At 56.5% G+C, this 16,445-nt stretch carries 14 protein-coding genes; 4 read left to right on the top strand and 10 right to left on the bottom strand.

What is annotated here, in order from left to right:
• Positions 1 to 90: 90 nt before the first annotated feature.
• Positions 91 to 1,599, bottom strand: a complete 1,509-nt coding sequence (glpK, locus tag AC3WOK_RS22460; protein ID WP_047345509.1) for a glycerol kinase GlpK — start codon at positions 1,597 to 1,599, stop codon at positions 91 to 93.
• A gap of 21 nt (positions 1,600 to 1,620) precedes the next feature.
• Positions 1,621 to 2,466, bottom strand: a complete 846-nt coding sequence (locus AC3WOK_RS22455) for an MIP/aquaporin family protein (RefSeq protein WP_010436934.1) — start codon at positions 2,464 to 2,466, stop codon at positions 1,621 to 1,623.
• Positions 2,467 to 2,865: 399 nt separating this feature from the next.
• Here AC3WOK_RS22455 and zapB point away from each other — a divergent pair, with 399 nt between their 5' ends.
• Positions 2,866 to 3,105, top strand: a complete 240-nt coding sequence (gene zapB / locus AC3WOK_RS22450; RefSeq protein ID WP_010436935.1) for a septal ring assembly protein ZapB — start codon at positions 2,866 to 2,868, stop codon at positions 3,103 to 3,105.
• Positions 3,106 to 3,687: 582 nt separating this feature from the next.
• On the opposite strand, the gene rraA is transcribed toward zapB, so the two are convergent.
• The 7 genes from rraA to priA all read right to left on the bottom strand — a co-directional run bounded on the left by rraA (position 3,688) and on the right by priA (position 11,665).
• Complete coding sequence (gene rraA, locus AC3WOK_RS22445) at positions 3,688 to 4,173, bottom strand: ribonuclease E activity regulator RraA (RefSeq protein ID WP_025758826.1); 486 nt, start codon at positions 4,171 to 4,173, stop codon at positions 3,688 to 3,690.
• A 92-nt stretch (positions 4,174 to 4,265) separates the two neighbouring features.
• A complete protein-coding gene (gene menA / locus AC3WOK_RS22440) occupies positions 4,266 to 5,186 on the bottom strand; it encodes a 1,4-dihydroxy-2-naphthoate polyprenyltransferase (protein ID WP_492355129.1) in 921 nt (306 codons plus the stop codon).
• Positions 5,187 to 5,254: 68 nt separating this feature from the next.
• Positions 5,255 to 6,589, bottom strand: a complete 1,335-nt coding sequence (hslU, locus tag AC3WOK_RS22435; RefSeq protein WP_023309685.1) for an ATP-dependent protease ATPase subunit HslU — start codon at positions 6,587 to 6,589, stop codon at positions 5,255 to 5,257.
• A gap of 9 nt (positions 6,590 to 6,598) precedes the next feature.
• Entirely contained in the window at positions 6,599 to 7,129 is a 531-nt protein-coding gene (gene hslV, locus AC3WOK_RS22430; RefSeq protein WP_008501802.1) for an ATP-dependent protease subunit HslV, read from the bottom strand.
• Positions 7,130 to 7,223: 94 nt separating this feature from the next.
• Positions 7,224 to 8,231 carry a cell division protein FtsN gene (ftsN, locus tag AC3WOK_RS22425; protein ID WP_492355128.1) on the bottom strand — a complete coding sequence of 336 codons (1,008 nt, stop codon included), beginning with the start codon at positions 8,229 to 8,231 and terminating at the stop codon, positions 7,224 to 7,226.
• 93 nt (positions 8,232 to 8,324) lie between these two features.
• On the bottom strand, positions 8,325 to 9,350 hold the full coding sequence (gene cytR / locus AC3WOK_RS22420; protein WP_059311797.1) for a DNA-binding transcriptional regulator CytR: 1,026 nt from the start codon (positions 9,348 to 9,350) through the stop codon (positions 8,325 to 8,327).
• Between the two features lie 119 nt (positions 9,351 to 9,469).
• Positions 9,470 to 11,665: a primosomal protein N' gene (gene priA / locus AC3WOK_RS22415; protein WP_492355127.1), complete on the bottom strand. Its 2,196-nt coding sequence runs from the start codon at positions 11,663 to 11,665 to the stop codon at positions 9,470 to 9,472.
• 200 nt (positions 11,666 to 11,865) lie between these two features.
• On the opposite strand from priA, the gene rpmE reads away from it, so the two are divergent.
• Entirely contained in the window at positions 11,866 to 12,078 is a 213-nt protein-coding gene (gene rpmE, locus AC3WOK_RS22410; protein ID WP_003862040.1) for a 50S ribosomal protein L31, read from the top strand.
• A 48-nt stretch (positions 12,079 to 12,126) separates the two neighbouring features.
• On the opposite strand, the gene metJ is transcribed toward rpmE, so the two are convergent.
• Positions 12,127 to 12,444 carry a met regulon transcriptional regulator MetJ gene (gene metJ, locus AC3WOK_RS22405; protein WP_003862042.1) on the bottom strand — a complete coding sequence of 106 codons (318 nt, stop codon included), beginning with the start codon at positions 12,442 to 12,444 and terminating at the stop codon, positions 12,127 to 12,129.
• A 276-nt stretch (positions 12,445 to 12,720) separates the two neighbouring features.
• On the opposite strand from metJ, the gene metB reads away from it, so the two are divergent.
• On the top strand, positions 12,721 to 13,881 hold the full coding sequence (metB, locus tag AC3WOK_RS22400) for a cystathionine gamma-synthase (protein WP_059312365.1): 1,161 nt from the start codon (positions 12,721 to 12,723) through the stop codon (positions 13,879 to 13,881).
• Between the two features lie 2 nt (positions 13,882 to 13,883).
• Positions 13,884 to 16,316, top strand: coding sequence for a bifunctional aspartate kinase/homoserine dehydrogenase II (locus AC3WOK_RS22395; RefSeq protein ID WP_047345503.1), 2,433 nt, complete (start codon positions 13,884 to 13,886; stop codon positions 16,314 to 16,316).
• The last annotated feature ends 129 nt before the right edge of the window (positions 16,317 to 16,445 follow it).

Here is a 16,445-nt window from a genome sequence, read left to right as displayed (position 1 = left end):
AGTTTATCACAGAGTGGGGAGGGGCGAGGGGCCCGGTGCGGTCCGGGCCCCTAACCCTGACCCTCTCCCCAGGGGAGAGGGAATATATGGTTACTCGTCGTGCTCTTCCCACGCCAGGGCGCGTTTCACCGCTTTCTTCCAGCCGCTGTAGCGGAAGTTGCGCTCGGTGGTTTCGATGCCAGGGCGGAATTCGCGTTCGATCACCGCTTTTTCCTGCAGCTCGTCCAGATTCTGCCAGAAGCCTACCGCCAGACCGGCAAGATACGCCGCACCCAGCGCCGTCACTTCGCGCACTTCAGGGCGCTCAACACGGGTGCCCAGAATGTCGGACTGGAACTGCATCAGGAAGTTGTTCGCGACCGCGCCGCCGTCCACGCGCAGGGCGTGCAGACGAATGCCGGAGTCAGCCTGCATCGCTTCCAGCACGTCGCGCGTCTGATAGGCGATAGATTCCAGAGTGGCGCGAATAATGTGGTTAGAGTTCACACCACGCGTCAGGCCGAAAATCGCGCCGCGTGCATACGGATCCCAGTACGGTGCGCCCAGACCGGTGAACGCAGGCACCACGTACACGCCGTTGGTGTCTTTCACTTTGGTCGCGAAGTATTCGGAGTCGAACGCATCGCTGATCAGCTTCATCTCGTCACGCAGCCACTGAATGGACGCACCGGCCATGAACACCGCACCTTCCAGGGCATAGTTCACTTCGCCGCGCGGGCCGCAGGCGATGGTGGTCAGCAGGCCGTTTTCTGATTTCACCGCTTTCTCGCCGGTGTTCATCAGCATAAAGCAGCCGGTGCCGTAGGTATTCTTCGCCATCCCTTCTTTGACGCACAGCTGGCCGAACAGCGCCGCCTGCTGGTCACCGGCGATGCCGGCGATAGGAATACGCGTACCGCCTTTACCCCCGATGTTGGTCTGGCCGTATACCTCTGAAGATTTGCGCACTTCAGGCAGCATCGCGCGTGGAATATCCAGCGCGTCCAGCATCTTGTCATCCCACTCCAGGGTGTTGATGTTGAACAGCATGGTACGCGAGGCGTTGGTGTAGTCGGTGACGTGAACGCGTCCCTGAGTCATCTTCCAGATAAGCCAGGTGTCAACGGTACCGAACAGCAGCTCGCCGCGCTTAGCACGCTCACGAGAACCTTCCACGTGGTCGAGGATCCACTTCACTTTGGTGCCGGAGAAATACGGGTCAATCACCAGGCCTGTTGCGCTACGGATATAATCTTCCATGCCCTCGCGCTTCAGTTTTTCGCAAATTTCTGAGGTACGGCGGCACTGCCAGACGATGGCGTTGTAAATAGGTTTACCGGTTTCGCGCTCCCAAACGACGGTGGTCTCTCGCTGGTTGGTAATACCAATGGCGGCAATTTCGTCGGAACTGATATCGGCCTTCGCCAGCACTTCGACCAGCGTGGAGCTTTGTGACGCCCAGATCTCCATCGGGTCGTGTTCTACCCAGCCTGGACGAGGATAAATTTGTTCAAATTCGCGCTGTGACACGCTGACGATGTTCGCGTCATGATCCATTACGACAGCGCGGGAGCTGGTAGTGCCCTGGTCGAGTGCAACGATATATTTTTTTTCGGTCATGGTATGTGTCCCGTAGTCAGATTACAGCGAAGCTTTTTGTTGTGCGGTAGAAGTCGTTTCCTTCTCCTCTTCCACACAGGTGTCGCACGGTAAGTGGCGACCAATTAATTTGCGATAGCCAAATGCACCCAGTGCCGCCCCTACGATTGGCCCGAAAAGCGGTACCAGGAAGTAAGGAATATCTTTGCCACCGGTGAAGGCCACGTCGCCCCATCCAGCAAAGAAGGCGAAGGTTTTTGGACCCAGGTCACGCGCCGGGTTCATCGCAAACCCTGTTAACGGGCCCATGGACGCACCAATGACGGCGATCAGCAGGCCAATCAGCAATGGCGCCAGCGGGCCACGCGGAATGCCGTTGCCATCATCGCCCAATGCCATAATGACGCCCATCAGAATAGCGGTAATCACCATTTCAACTGCGAACGCCTGCACAAAATTGATATGCGGGTTTGGATAGGTTGAGAAGATACCTGCCAGATCCAGACTTTCGACGCTGCCGCGCACCATATGATGCGTCTGTTCGAAGTCGATGAAAAGATTGTAATAAAGCCCGTAAACTAACGCCGCTGCGCAAAACGCGCCGGCAAACTGAGAAATAATGAAAGGAACAACTTTGCGTCCGTCGAAGCACGCGAACAGCCACAGTGCGATAGTCACCGCCGGGTTAAGATGTGCACCGGAAACCCCTGCAGTCAGGTAGATGGCCATCGCCACGCCCAGACCCCAGATGATACTGATTTCCCACTGACCAAAACTGGCACCCGCCACTTTCAGTGCAGCGACACAGCCCACTCCGAAGAATATCAGCAACCCGGTACCAAGGAACTCGGCAATGCACTGGCCTTTTAAGGTTGATGTCTGACTCATAATCGGAATCCTGAAGAGATTGATGTTTATTGTTAGCATGGCCGCCCGTGACAGCCACGATGTCCTGTAGACATAGTGTTAATTTATCGTTAACGAGCAAAAACGAGAAATATCGAAATCAAAATGTGTGGTCTGCGTCAATAAAATGAGCGTTTTCGCGCCATAAAGCACATTTTTGCATCAGCGCTGGAATGTGAGCTGAATCATTTCATTAACGAATGAGTTAACAATTTAGGGGTATATGACGCGAACGCACCAGGACCAGACCTAAAAGTGTTGCAAACCGCGATCTGCGCGGCGTGTCGCTGGACACAGAGCGCCGCGCTCCATACAATCGACGGTATATGTCGTGCGCGTTTATGTTAAAGCGTCGCCTTGCAATTCAGGAGAGGTAGCATCATGTCTTTAGAAGTGTTTGAGAAACTGGAATCGAAAGTACAGCAGGCGATTGACACCATCACCCTGCTGCAGATGGAAATTGAAGAACTGAAAGAGAAGAACAACAGCCTGGCGCAGGAAGTTCAGAACGCTCAGCACGGCCGCGAAGAACTGGAGCGCGAAAACAACCAGCTGCGCGAACAGCAGAACGGCTGGCAGGATCGTCTGCAGGCGCTGCTGGGACGTATGGAAGAAGTCTGATCCCCTCAGGGATGACTAAGTAGGCCGGGTAAGGCGAAGCCGCCACCCGGCTTTTTTATGGTTATTGCACGCTGATTTCAACCATAAAAAAGGCCGCCCGAGGCGGCCTTAACGCTACTTGTCCTGCGCTGTCACAGCATAAGCAATAAACCCACTCGGTTCATCACTCTTTACCACGAGTACGCTGGCGACAATGAACGCGATACATAAATAGCGTTTCATTATGCGGTCCCTGCAGCTAACCGCTCCACCGTTCACCACCGGTGATAAGTCAGTGGACACAAGTCCGGTTAAAGGTTGCTTTACGGTTGTGAATACACCTTTCCCTGGACCGATGCCCATGTGCGAGATGGCGGAAAGGGACGATGCATCATAATGAGCAACAGTAGCGTAGTTAAGGCCTTCAGAGGAAATTAGGAATTTATAAAGGGTCGACGGGGGTTACCAGAGGGATGAACCAGGGTAAGATAAAAATCCTGGTTAAAGGTTGCAAGATAACCCAACGGACCGCGAATCCTAAGGGACAAAAAAACCGCCACATTGCTGTTGGCGGTTTTTTTATGGTTCACGCTGACTGTTCTACTACTCAATATCCAGCGGATCTTCAGAAAGAATAATCCCGGTGTTATCGGCGTAGAGATGGTCCCCGGAGAAGAAGGTCACGCCGCCGAAGTTAACGCGCACGTCGCTTTCGCCGATGCCGTCACCCGCCGCCCCTACCGGTATGGCCGCGATGGCCTGAATCCCGATATCCAGTTCCTCCAGATCGTCCACCTGGCGCACGGAACCGTACACCACAAGGCCTTCCCACTCATTCTGAACGGCAATGCCGGCCAGTTCCGCATCAATTAATGCACGGCGCACGGAACCGCCGCCGTCGACTACAAGAACGCGGCCGCGGCCGTTCTGTTCGAGCAGATCGTACAGCAACCCGTTGTCCTCGAAACATTTCACCGTGACGATTTGACCGCCAAACGACGACCGTCCACCAAAGTTGGAGAACAGCGGTTCAACGACGTTGACATCTTCCTGATAGATGTCACAGAGCTCGGAGGTATCGTATTTCATAGGTTTAACGCTCGGTTGCTGCGAATGTGTTCAGTATATCGTGCGAAATGCGTTGTTGGCAAAATCATCAATTGTTAATTGATATTTGTCAGCTAACTGAGCGTCTGGCTTAAAACAATCCCGATGACGAACAACAGGTTAGTCAGCAGGGCGCCTTTTACCGTTCGCTCCAGCATCGGCGGCATGGCTGCCGGGCTGAGCTCACGCATCACAAAGCGGGCCTGTTTCACCAGCAGCGGCGCGGCAAGCACAAACAGCCACCCCCACAAACTCTGCAGGGAAATCAGGTTAAACAGCGCCAGGCAGACCAGCGCGCCAATGAGCAGGCAGGCATGGTAGCGACGCGCATTCACCGGACCCAGACGAACCGCCAGGGTGTTTTTGCCGTTCTCACGATCGCTGTCTATGTCGCGCAGGTTGTTGATGTTGAGCACCGCTGTCGCCAGCAGACCGCAGGCGGTCGCGGGCAGGAACAGGGCAGGGATCACCGTATGCGCCTGTAAGTACCAGCTGCCCATCACGCTCAGCCAGCCGAAGAACACCAGTACGGAAATATCCCCGAGTCCAATATAACCGTAGGGGCGCGTACCAACGGTGTAAGTGATGGCCGCGATAATGGCCAATAAACCCAACACCAGGAAGCCAATAAAATCGCTGGTGGTCTTAGACGCAACCGTCACCAGCGCCAGGCCGGACACGCAGATCAGCACCACGGTGATAATCAGCGCGCGTTTCATCTGCGCCTGGGTAATTACACCTTTCTGCATCCCGCGCAGCGGCCCTATACGATCGGGCTTGTCGCTGCCTTTCACCGCGTCGCCGTAGTCGTTGGCGAGATTGGAGAGGATTTGCAGCAGGCCTGCGGTAATCAATGCCAGCGTGGCGACCAGCGGATCAAAATAACCCTGCCACCAGGCAAGCGCCGTACCGACGATAATCGCGGCAAAGGCCAGAGGAAGGGTTTTAGGGCGCAGACTTTCGAGCCACGCCTGAGTACGGCTGATGTCAGTCATAAGTATTTAGCCAATAAAAATGGGGGCATTAGCCCCCATTAAACGTGATGAGAATCCAGTAACCGCGATTATAGGATAAAACGGCTCAGATCTTCATCTGCCACTAACGCATCCAGATGTTTACTCACATATTCTGCGTCAATGGTAACGGTTTGACCGTTCAGGTCGCTCGCATCATAAGAGATATCTTCCACCAGGCGTTCCAGCACGGTGTGCAGACGACGCGCACCGATGTTCTCGGTGGTTTCGTTCACCTGCCATGCGGCCTGAGCGATACGTTTGATGCCGTCTTCGGTGAACTCAAGGTTCACGCCTTCGGTCGCCATCAGCGCTTTGTACTGAACGGTAGCAGAGGCGTTTGGCTCGGTCAGGATACGTTCGAAATCTTCGGTTGTCAGCGCCTGCAGCTCAACGCGGATGGGCAGACGCCCCTGCAGCTCAGGGATCAGATCTGACGGGCTGGCAACCTGGAACGCGCCTGAAGCGATAAACAGAATGTGGTCCGTTTTCACCATGCCGTGCTTGGTAGAAACGGTGCAGCCTTCAACCAGCGGCAGCAGGTCGCGCTGAACGCCTTCACGGGAAACATCCGGGCCGGAGCTGTTGCCGCCGCGCTTACAAATTTTGTCGATTTCGTCAATAAACACGATGCCGTGCTGCTCAACCGCGTCGATAGCGTCCTGCTTCAGCTCTTCCGGGTTTACCAGCTTCGCCGCTTCTTCTTCAATCAGCAGCTTCATCGCGTCTTTGATTTTCAGCTTACGCGCTTTCTGCTTCTGGCCGCCCAGGTTCTGGAACATGGACTGCAGCTGGCTGGTCATCTCTTCCATTCCCGGAGGCGCCATGATTTCCACACCCATTGGCGCGGCAGCGAGATCGATCTCAATCTCTTTATCATCCAGCTGGCCTTCACGCAGCTTTTTGCGGAACGCCTGACGTGCGGCAGACGGTTCCGCCTGCTGCTCAGCCTGACCCCAGTTGTTTTTTGCTGGTGGGATCAGCACGTCGAGAATGCGCTCTTCGGCCATCTCTTCCGCGCGATAGCGGTTTTTCTCAATCGCCTGGACGCGCACCATTTTGATCGCCGAGTCGGTCAGATCGCGGATGATGGAGTCCACTTCTTTACCCACATAGCCCACTTCGGTGAACTTGGTGGCTTCAACTTTGATGAACGGTGCGTTAGCCAGTTTGGCCAGACGACGGGCAATTTCGGTTTTACCGACGCCGGTCGGGCCGATCATCAGAATGTTTTTCGGCGTGACTTCGTGGCGCAGCTCTTCGTCAAGCTGCATACGGCGCCAGCGGTTACGCAGAGCGATAGCCACGGAACGCTTCGCGTTATCCTGGCCGATAATGTGTTTGTTCAGTTCGCTGACAATTTCGCGTGGGGTCATTTCAGACATGGGAGATCCTTACGCTTTGGAGGTCAATTCTTCGATGGTGTGGTTGTGGTTGGTATAGATGCAGATATCACCTGCAATATCCAACGCCTTCACCGCGATATCACGCGCGTTCATGTCGGTGTTTTCCAACAGCGCGCGGGCTGCAGCCTGGGCATAAGGGCCGCCAGAGCCGATGGCAATCAGGTCATTTTCCGGCTGAATCACGTCACCGTTGCCGGTGATGATCAGCGATGCCGTTTCATCGGCTACCGCCAGCAGCGCTTCGAGCTTGCGCAGCATGCGGTCGGTACGCCAGTCTTTTGCCAGCTCAACGGCGGCTTTCACCAGATGACCCTGGTGCATTTCCAGTTTACGTTCAAACAGTTCAAACAGCGTGAAGGCATCAGCCGTGCCGCCTGCAAAACCGGCGATCACCTTGTCGTTGTAGAGACGACGCACTTTCTTCACGTTGCCTTTCATGACGGTATTACCCAGCGTGGCCTGGCCATCACCGGCGATTACCACATGGCCGTTACGGCGTACACTTACTATTGTTGTCACGAGCAGACCCCCTGGTTACAGAATCGGGAAACAGAAGCCCTGAGCCTGTGCTCAGGGCTGAATTAAATGATAGATGGGGGGGAATTTGGGGGTTTCAACCCCCGGAGGCGAGTCGAATACAGTTTGTGTGACCGGCAATTTTCAAACGAGAAATGGTGCCATCGGCATTTTCTTTGCCTTTGACCGGACCAATCACCACGCGATTCCAGCCGTTATTGGTGGTAATACGCGAATCAAACCCTTCAAAGGCCAGCTGTGCACGCACCGTTTCAGCCTGCTCGGCGCCTTTGAACGAACCGCACTGCACCATCCAGCGGCGTTCGTCTTTTTTCTCTGCCGTCTGCTTCGGCGCCTCGGTCTCTTTAGTGGCCGGCGCGGCCTGCTGCGTTTTCGGCTGCTGCGTGGCGGTATGCGCTGGCGTCTGCAGCAGATCCTGATACGGCTGAGCCGCTTGTTTTTGCGGCTGCGCTTTTGGCTGCTGCTGAACAGGCTGGGACTGCGCCGTTCGCGTCTGCTGCTGGTATGGCTGTTCCGTTACCCGCGGCTGTGCTTTTGGCTGCTGCACCGGCTGGGTTTGCGCCCACTGTTGTTGTTGCTGTTGCTTCTGTTGCTGCTGAATTTGCTGTTGCGCCTGACGTCGCTGCAGCGTTTGCTGGCGCTGTTCCGGCGTCTGCTCATTCCACGGCACTTCGTTCAGCTGCGTAGGCTGCTGGCGCATATCGGCCTGCATTTGTGCCAGCAGCTGACGCTGCTCATCCGTCAGCTGATTTGCATTCTGCACTTCACCACCTGCAGAAGGTTCGGTTGGCGCACGGACCCCAGGCTGACGGCTTTCCAGCTCTTTGATATAGCGCCAGCGCTCTTCAGGCTTCGGAGGTAGGCCATTTCCGGCCACTTTGCTGGCCTGAAGCGCCTCAGACTCTTCTTTTTTATGGTGCGTGATAAAGTACAGGCCACCAATAAAGGCGACGACTACAGCCGCAGCAATAGCGACCATTGCTGGCGAGACAGCAGGCAGGTTACGTTGCTTTTTCCTTGAGCTACTCTTTTTGCGTCGCGAAGGTGCCGGCTGGCCGCGACGTACATAATCTCGTTGTGCCACTATCGTTTCGCTGTATTTATTCGTTCGTCAGTCCGCCATGTTACTTAAGCGGCGGGGCTTTGACCAGATAAGGGTGTCCTAAAGACGTTTACTTTAAGTCAATGCCTGGGTAGAGCCGCGGACAATCAGTTCGCAGTCCAGCAACCGCGAACCGCTGCTAACTGTTTGACCGTGAAGCTGATCCAACAAAAGCAGCATCGCTTCACGGCCGATTTGATAGCGCGGCTGAGCGACCGTTGAGAGCGGTGGATCGCAAAATTCTGAAAGCGAAATATTATCGAATCCGATGATCGATAAATCTTTCGGGATCCGCAGGCCGCGGCGTTTGGCATACGATAATGCGCCTAGCGCCATCACGTCGCTGTGACAAAATACGGCGGTTGGCGGTTCAGGCAGGTCCAGAAGCTTTTCCAGCGCCTGTCCACCGGCTGCGAAGGTAAAGTCTCCGCGCGCAATGTAATGCGGATCGACCGTAGCGCCGGTACGGCGCAGCGCCTGAACGTATCCCTGCAGGCGGTAGTGACACAGCGGCATCTCTTCCGGCCCGGCAATGCAGCCTATACGCTTGTGCCCCAGCTCCTGGAGATAGTTTACGGCGTTGAACGCGGCGGTGAGGTTATCAATATGGACGGTCGGCAGCTCCAGCTCTGGCGCGAACTCGTTGGCCATTACCATAGGCGGTAAATTACGCTGCTCTTCGATGCTGGCATCAAACGGCAGGCGCGAGCCAAGCAGCAGCATGCCGTCGATCTGCTTGGTAATAATGAGGTCGATAAAGGTTTTTTCCTGCTGGTTCTGATGGGCACAATCGCCAATCAGCACCAGGTAGCCTTGCTCCGCGGCCGTCACTTCGATACCGCGAATGATCTCGCTGAAGAAGGGATCGCAGATGTCCGGCACAATTACCAGGATAGTGCGCGACTCATTGCGCTTCACGTTACGCCCCATCGCCTGCGGGAAGTAACCCACTTCCAGCGCTGCCTGCTCAACCTTGTTACGGGTCGCCTGGGAGACTTTGTCCGGGTTCATTAATGCGCGGGACACGGTTGCCGTAGAGACTTGTGCTTTCTCGGCAACGTCTTTCATGGTCGCTGTGGCAACCTCTTTCCTGGACTTCAACGTCTTCTCCTCGCCTGAACACCGAACTTCTGCCATTACCATTTTTACAGATAGTTAATGGAATCGGTTACAGAATTTTCATAAAAAGTGTGAGGAGCGTTAAATTTTTCGATCCGTCTTCAACCTTCGATGGGATCAACGTCCAGCACCCACTTCACTTTTCGCGCTTCGGGCAGGGTATTAATCAGTACCAGCGCGCCGCTGACGATGTGCTGAAGACGAACGCGAGAGGGGTGCTGAAGCAAAATTTGCCAGCGGAAGCGTCCGCCGCGCTTTGGTGCCAGCGCTGGCACCGGGCCCAAAATCCACAGCTGGTTATCCACCAGCGGGCTGGCCTGCAGGAGATTTCTCAGCTGCTGCAGGAAAAGCGGCGCCTGCTGGTTGTTATGATCTTCCGCGCGGATGATAACGTGGCTGGTCCACGGCGGCAGTTGCATCGTCTGTCGCTCGGCCAGCGCCTGCTCGGCAAAGGCGTCATAGCCTTTATGCAGCAGGGTTTGCAGCAGCGGGTGTTCCGGGTGGTGCGTTTGCAGCACAACTTCACCCTGTTTGCCGGCGCGTCCCGCACGTCCTGCCACCTGGGTATAAAGCTGAGCGAAGCGTTCGGCTGAGCGGAAATCCGCAGAGAACAGCGCGCCATCCACGTCCAGCAGAGCGACCAGCGTCACGTCCGGGAAGTGGTGCCCTTTGGCCAGCATCTGGGTGCCAATCAAAATGCGCGCCCCGCCGCGATGCACTTCCGCCAGCTGCTGTTCCAGCGCCCCTTTGCGGCTGGTGGTGTCCCTGTCGATTCGGGACAGGGGCACGTCGGGGAAGAAGGGCGCAAGGGCCTGTTCCAGCTGCTCCGTTCCCAGACCGACCGGCACAATATGCGTTGAACCACATGACGGGCACTGGCGCGGCACCGGGCGCTGGCTGTCGCAGTGGTGGCAGCGCAGATGACGCTGGGCCTGGTGGAAGGTGTAGTAATGGTCACAGCGCGGGCACTCGGCAATCCAGCCGCAGTCGTGGCACAGCAGGGCGGGCGCAAATCCGCGGCGGTTAAGGAACAGGATGACCTGGTTCCCCGCCTGCAAATGCTGGCGCATGCGGGTAATAAGCGCGGGCGCTAACCCCGCCTGAACCTGCTGACCTTTCAGATCCAGCACGTGCTGAATGGCCGGACGGGCATTCCCCGCCCGACGCGTCAGGCGAAGCATATGGTATTTACGCTGGCGCACGTTGTGCAGCGTTTCGAGCGCTGGCGTGGCGGAGCCGAGAATAATAGGAATTTGCTCGCTGTGGGCGCGATAAACAGCCAGATCGCGGGCGTGATAGCGCCAGCCTTCCTGCTGTTTATAGGAGCTGTCGTGCTCTTCGTCGATCACGATAACGCCAAGGTTTTTAAACGGCGTAAACAGCGACGAGCGGGTGCCGATCACAATCGCCGCTTCGCCGTTCTTCGCTTTCAGCCAGGCGCTGAGACGTTCGCTGTCGTTCAGGCCGGAGTGCAGTACCACAACGGGCGCGTTAAAGCGTTCGCGAAAGCGAGCGATGGTTTGCGGCGTCAGGCCAATTTCCGGCACCATCACCAGCGCCTGTTTGCCCTGTGCGAGCACGTTTTCCAGTACGCTCAGGTAGACTTCGGTCTTGCCTGAACCGGTGACCCCCGCCAGCAGCCAGGCAGAGAAATGATCGGAGGCGCTATGAATCGCGCCGACGGCGGTGGCCTGCTCGGTATTCAGACGCAGGCGATCCCCTGAAACGGAGAAACTCTCCCGCCAGTCGTAAAGGGCAGGTGCTTCGCTTGCCAGTTCGCTTAGCCCTTTCTTTCTTAAGGCCTGGAGCGCCGTTTCGCTGACCTCGAGCTCATCAACCTGATGGCGCCAGATTTTCCCCTGACGCAGGGCCGCCAGCGCCTGCTGCTGTTTCTGGGAGCGCTTCAGGCTGTTGATGTCGACCGCCTGACCCTGCTCGGTCGCAAACCAGTACCACATTGGCGCATGGCTGGCACTTTTGCCCTGGCGCAGCATGATCGGCAGGGCATGGAACAGGACGTCGCCAATCGGGTGATGATAATAATCCGCCGCCCACAGCAGCAGTCGCCAGGTGCTGGTGGAGTAAACCGGCTCGCTGTCCAGCACCTCAACGACCGACTTCAGTTCGTTAAGCGGCAGTTCGCTCTTATCGCTGATGGAGACAACAATCCCCACGCGCTGCTGTTTGCCAAACGGCACGGTCACGCGACAGCCCGCTTTGGCGCTCATGCTGTCAGGCAGCAGATAGTCAAAGGTGCGGGGAAGCGGAACGGGCAGGGCAACGTGAGCGACGGGCATCGAATCTTCCTGACTTGAAAAGTGGCGCGTTAGTATACACATTAGTGAAAGCGGCGTGCGGATCAGTTTGCATACGTTGGTCAAATTCTGTATGATTCGCCGCCTTTGGTGTACTTTACGCCAAAGAACTTACAATCAACATCGCGTGGTGTCTGGCGTTAGGGCTGGAAGAGCGACGCGGCCTTAACTGAGGTTCTCCCATGAAAAAAGATATTCACCCGAAATACGAAATGATTACTGCAAACTGTTCTTGCGGTAACTCTATCCAGATCCGCTCTACCGTGGGTCACGATCTGAACCTGGACGTGTGCGGCAAATGCCACCCGTTCTACACTGGTAAGCAGCGTGATGTTGCAACCGGTGGCCGTGTTGACCGCTTCAACAAGCGTTTCAGCATCCCGGGCGCTAAATAAGTTTCCCGAAAAAAAGGCACCGCAAGGTGCCTTTTTTGTATCCGCTTATCAGTATTCCCACGTCTCCGGGTCAATACCCAGTTCACGCATGATCACCTTCGCCTCTTCCGGGATTTCGTCACTACGCTCTTTGCGCAGATCGTCATCGTTTGGCAACGGTTGACCGGTAAACGCATGCAGAAACGCTTCGCACAGCAGTTCGCTGTTGGTTGCGTGGCGCAGGTTGTTCACCTGACGACGCGTACGTTCATCGGTGAGGATCTTCAACACCTTCAGAGGAATGGAAACCGTAATTTTCTTTACTTGCTCACTCTTCTTACCGTGCTCAGCGTATGGGCTGATATATTCGCCGCTCCATTCAGCCATGAGATACCTTTAATCCTCTCAGTCATTTATCTAAAGGTGCAAAACCTGTAACCACCCGTTTTGAACCGCAATCTTGCCTAGTTTACCGTAGAGACGATACCGTGGCACGGATATTGCCGCTGCAGCGTGCACTAAAGCATATAATTTTAACGGCTATTTGCGCATTGCTCAATCTATACGCAAAGAAGTTTAGATGTCCAGATGTATTGACGTCCATACTTTCAATGTTTACTCTGGTGCCTGACTTTTCACCTCATTCGCCAGGAAGCCCTCACCATGACGCGTAAACAGGCCACTATTGCAGTGCGTAGCGGATTAAATGATGACGAGCAGTACGGCTGCGTTGTCCCGCCGATTCATCTTTCCAGTACCTATAATTTCACCGGATTTAATGAACCCCGCGCGCATGATTACTCGCGTCGTGGCAACCCTACGCGTGACGTGACCCAGCGCGCGCTGGCGGAGCTGGAAGGTGGCGCAGGTGCAGTATTAACCAATACGGGAATGTCCGCCATTCACCTGGTGACTACAGTGTTCCTGAAGCCGGGTGACCTGCTGGTTGCGCCGCACGATTGCTACGGCGGCAGCTATCGTCTGTTTGATAGCCTGGCGAAACGCGGCTGCTATCGCGTGCTGTTTGTCGATCAAAACGACGAACAGGCGCTGAAACAGGCGCTGGCAGAGAAGCCGAAGCTGGTGCTGGTGGAAAGTCCAAGCAATCCATTGTTGCGCGTTGTCGATATTGCGAAAATTTGTCGTCTCGCAAGGGATGCGGGAGCGATAAGTGTAGTGGATAATACGTTCCTCAGTCCGGCCCTTCAGAACCCACTCGCACTGGGTGCCGATTTGGTATTGCATTCATGCACAAAATATCTGAACGGCCATTCTGACGTGGTCGCGGGCGTGGTGATTGCCAAAGATCCTGACGTTGTCACCGAACTGGCATGGTGGGCGAATAACATTGGCGTCACCGCCGGGGCCTTCGACAGCTATCTGCTGTTACGCGGCATTCGCACGCTGTCGCCGCGCATGGACGTGGCGCAGCGCAATGCCCAGGCGATTGTCGATTTCCTGAAAAAGCAGCCGCTGGTGAAGAAGCTCTATCACCCGTCGCTGCCTGAAAACCAGGGGCACGAGATTGCCGCGCGCCAGCAGAAGGGATTTGGCGCGATGTTAAGTTTTGAACTGGACGGTGACGAGCAAACGCTGCGTCGCTTCCTGAGCGGGCTGTCATTGTTTACGCTGGCGGAATCCTTAGGTGGGGTTGAAAGCTTGATCTCCCACGCCGCGACCATGACGCACGCAGGTATGGCACCCGAAGCACGTGCCGCCGCCGGTATTTCTGAGACGCTGCTGCGAATCTCAACCGGTATTGAAGATTCTGAAGATTTAATTGCCGATCTGGAAAATGGCTTCCGGGTCGCAGCCAAGGGGTAATCATGAGTGTGATAGCGCAGGCAGGGGCGAAGGGTCGTCAGCTGCACAAGTTTGGTGGTAGTAGTCTTGCTGATGTGAAATGTTACCTGCGCGTTGCAGGGATCATGACAGAGTATTCGCAGCCGGGGGACATGATGGTTGTCTCTGCGGCAGGCAGCACCACCAACCAGTTGATTAGCTGGCTCAAACTGAGCCAGACCGATCGCCTTTCTGCGCATCAGGTGCAACAGTCCTTACGTCGTTACCAGAGCGAGCTGATTGCCGGCCTGCTGCCTGCGGACGTGGCGGACGGGCTGATCAGCGCCTTTACCCATGACCTTGAGCGTCTGGCGGCTCTGCTGGACAGCGGAATTACCGATGCGGTGTATGCCGAAGTGGTGGGCCACGGTGAAGTGTGGTCCGCGCGCCTGATGGCCGCCGTTCTGCAACATCTGGGTGTCGACGCAGCCTGGCTCGACGCGCGCGATTTCCTGCGCGCCGAACGCGCCGCGCAGCCGCAGGTGGATGAAGGCTTGTCCTACCCGCTGCTGCAACAGCTGCTGGTGCAGCACCCGGGCAAACGCATTGTGGTGACCGGCTTTATCAGCCGCAGCAACGCGGGTGAAACCGTGCTGCTGGGCCGTAACGGCTCCGACTACTCGGCAACGCAAATTGGTGCCCTGGCGGGCGTGTCCCGCGTCACCATCTGGAGCGACGTGGCCGGTGTTTACAGCGCGGACCCGCGTAAAGTGAAGGATGCCTGCCTGCTGCCGCTGCTGCGCCTGGATGAAGCCAGCGAGCTGGCGCGTCTGGCCGCACCGGTGCTGCACGCGCGCACGCTGCAGCCGGTTTCCGGTAGCGATATCGACCTGCAACTGCGCTGTAGCTATACCCCGGATCAGGGCTCCACGCGCATTGAGCGCGTGCTGGCGTCCGGTACCGGGGCGCGTATTGTCACCAGCCACGACGACATCTGCCTGATTGAGTTCCAGGTCCCTGCGGGTCAGGACTTCAAACTGGCGCATAAAGACATCGACCTGGTATTAAAGCGTGCCCAGGTGCGTCCGCTGGCGGTTGGCGTGCATAACGATCGCCAGCTGCTGCAGTTCTGCTATACCGCTGAAGTGGCGGACAGCGCGCTGAAAATCCTGGATGAAGCGGGCCTGCCGGGCGAGCTTCGCCTGCGTCAGGGGCTGGCGCTGGTGGCAATGGTGGGTGCGGGCGTCACCCGTAATCCGCTGCACTGCCACCGCTTCTGGCAGCAGCTGAAAGGCCAGCCGGTCGAGTTTACCTGGCAGTCGGAAGAGGGCATCAGCCTGGTCGCCGTCCTGCGCAAAGGGCCAACCGAGAGCCTGATTCAGGGTCTGCATACCTCTCTGTTCCGCGCGGAAAAACGCATCGGACTGGTGCTGTTTGGTAAAGGCAATATCGGTTCCCGCTGGCTGGAGCTGTTTGCCCGCGAACAGGTCACGCTCTCGGCGCGTACCGGGTTTGAATTCATTCTCGCGGGCGTCGTGGACAGCCGCCGCAGCCTGCTGAACTACGAAGGACTGGACGCGAGCCGCGCGCTTGCCTTCTTCAATGATGAAGCCGTCGAGCAGGATGAAGAGTCGCTGTTCCTGTGGATGCGTGCGCACCCGTATGACGATCTGGTGGTGCTGGACGTCACCGCCAGTGAACAGCTTGCCGATCAGTATCTTGATTTCGCGAGCCACGGTTTCCACGTCATCAGCGCCAATAAGCTGGCGGGCGCCAGCAGCACCGATAAATACCGCCAGATCCACGACGCGTTTGAAAAAACAGGGCGCCACTGGCTGTACAACGCTACCGTTGGCGCGGGCCTGCCGGTGAACCATACGGTGCGCGACCTCATTGAGAGCGGCGACAGCATTCTGGCGCTGAGCGGTATTTTCTCCGGCACGCTCTCCTGGCTGTTCCTGCAGTTTGACGGCACCGTACCGTTTACTGACCTGGTGGATCAGGCATGGCAGCAGGGCTTAACGGAACCCGATCCGCGCGTTGACCTCTCAGGTAAAGACGTCATGCGTAAGCTGGTGATCCTGGCGCGTGAAGCCGGTTATGACATCGAACCGGATGCCGTCCGCGTCGAATCGCTGGTCCCTGCCGGCTGTGAAGAGGGTTCTGTGGACCATTTCTTTGAAAATGGTGAAGAGCTTAACGAGCAGATGGTGCAGCGTCTGGAAGCGGCTAATGAAATGGGGCTGGTACTGCGCTACGTGGCGCGTTTCGAGGCGAACGGAAAAGCGCGAGTCGGCGTCGAGGCGGTGCGTCCTGAACATCCGCTGGCGGCGCTGCTGCCGTGCGATAACGTTTTCGCCATCGAAAGCCGCTGGTATCGCGATAACCCGCTGGTGATCCGTGGTCCTGGCGCGGGGCGCGACGTCACAGCGGGGGCGATCCAGTCCGACATCAACCGTCTGGCTAAGCTACTGTAACCTCTGTATTTCCCTCTCCCTGTGGGAGAGGGTTAGGGTGAGGGCATCAGACCGCACTCACCCCCATCATGAATTCCCTTCATCTTCCCTGAGCAAACCTCACCGTTATTGTTGATTATTTATGTTGAC

The organism is Enterobacter sp. FW301-JW81 (assembly GCF_058788735.1).
Note: the sequence above shows the minus strand (reverse complement) of the source record. Positions and strands in the feature narration are given on the sequence as shown.

Bases quoted from the DNA above. Each gene is read 5' to 3' on its own strand.
- glpK (WP_047345509.1), bottom strand. From the start codon at position 1,599: ATGACCGAAAAAAAATATATCGTTGCACTCGACCAGGGCACTACCAGC.
- AC3WOK_RS22455 (WP_010436934.1), bottom strand. From the start codon at position 2,466: ATGAGTCAGACATCAACCTTAAAAGGCCAGTGCATTGCCGAGTTCCTT.
- zapB (WP_010436935.1), top strand. From the start codon at position 2,866: ATGTCTTTAGAAGTGTTTGAGAAACTGGAATCGAAAGTACAGCAGGCG.
- rraA (WP_025758826.1), bottom strand. From the start codon at position 4,173: ATGAAATACGATACCTCCGAGCTCTGTGACATCTATCAGGAAGATGTC.
- menA (WP_492355129.1), bottom strand. From the start codon at position 5,186: ATGACTGACATCAGCCGTACTCAGGCGTGGCTCGAAAGTCTGCGCCCT.
- hslU (WP_023309685.1), bottom strand. From the start codon at position 6,589: ATGTCTGAAATGACCCCACGCGAAATTGTCAGCGAACTGAACAAACAC.
- priA (WP_492355127.1), bottom strand. From the start codon at position 11,665: ATGCCCGTCGCTCACGTTGCCCTGCCCGTTCCGCTTCCCCGCACCTTT.
- rpmE (WP_003862040.1), top strand. From the start codon at position 11,866: ATGAAAAAAGATATTCACCCGAAATACGAAATGATTACTGCAAACTGT.
- metJ (WP_003862042.1), bottom strand. From the start codon at position 12,444: ATGGCTGAATGGAGCGGCGAATATATCAGCCCATACGCTGAGCACGGT.
- metB (WP_059312365.1), top strand. From the start codon at position 12,721: ATGACGCGTAAACAGGCCACTATTGCAGTGCGTAGCGGATTAAATGAT.
- AC3WOK_RS22395 (WP_047345503.1), top strand. From the start codon at position 13,884: ATGAGTGTGATAGCGCAGGCAGGGGCGAAGGGTCGTCAGCTGCACAAG.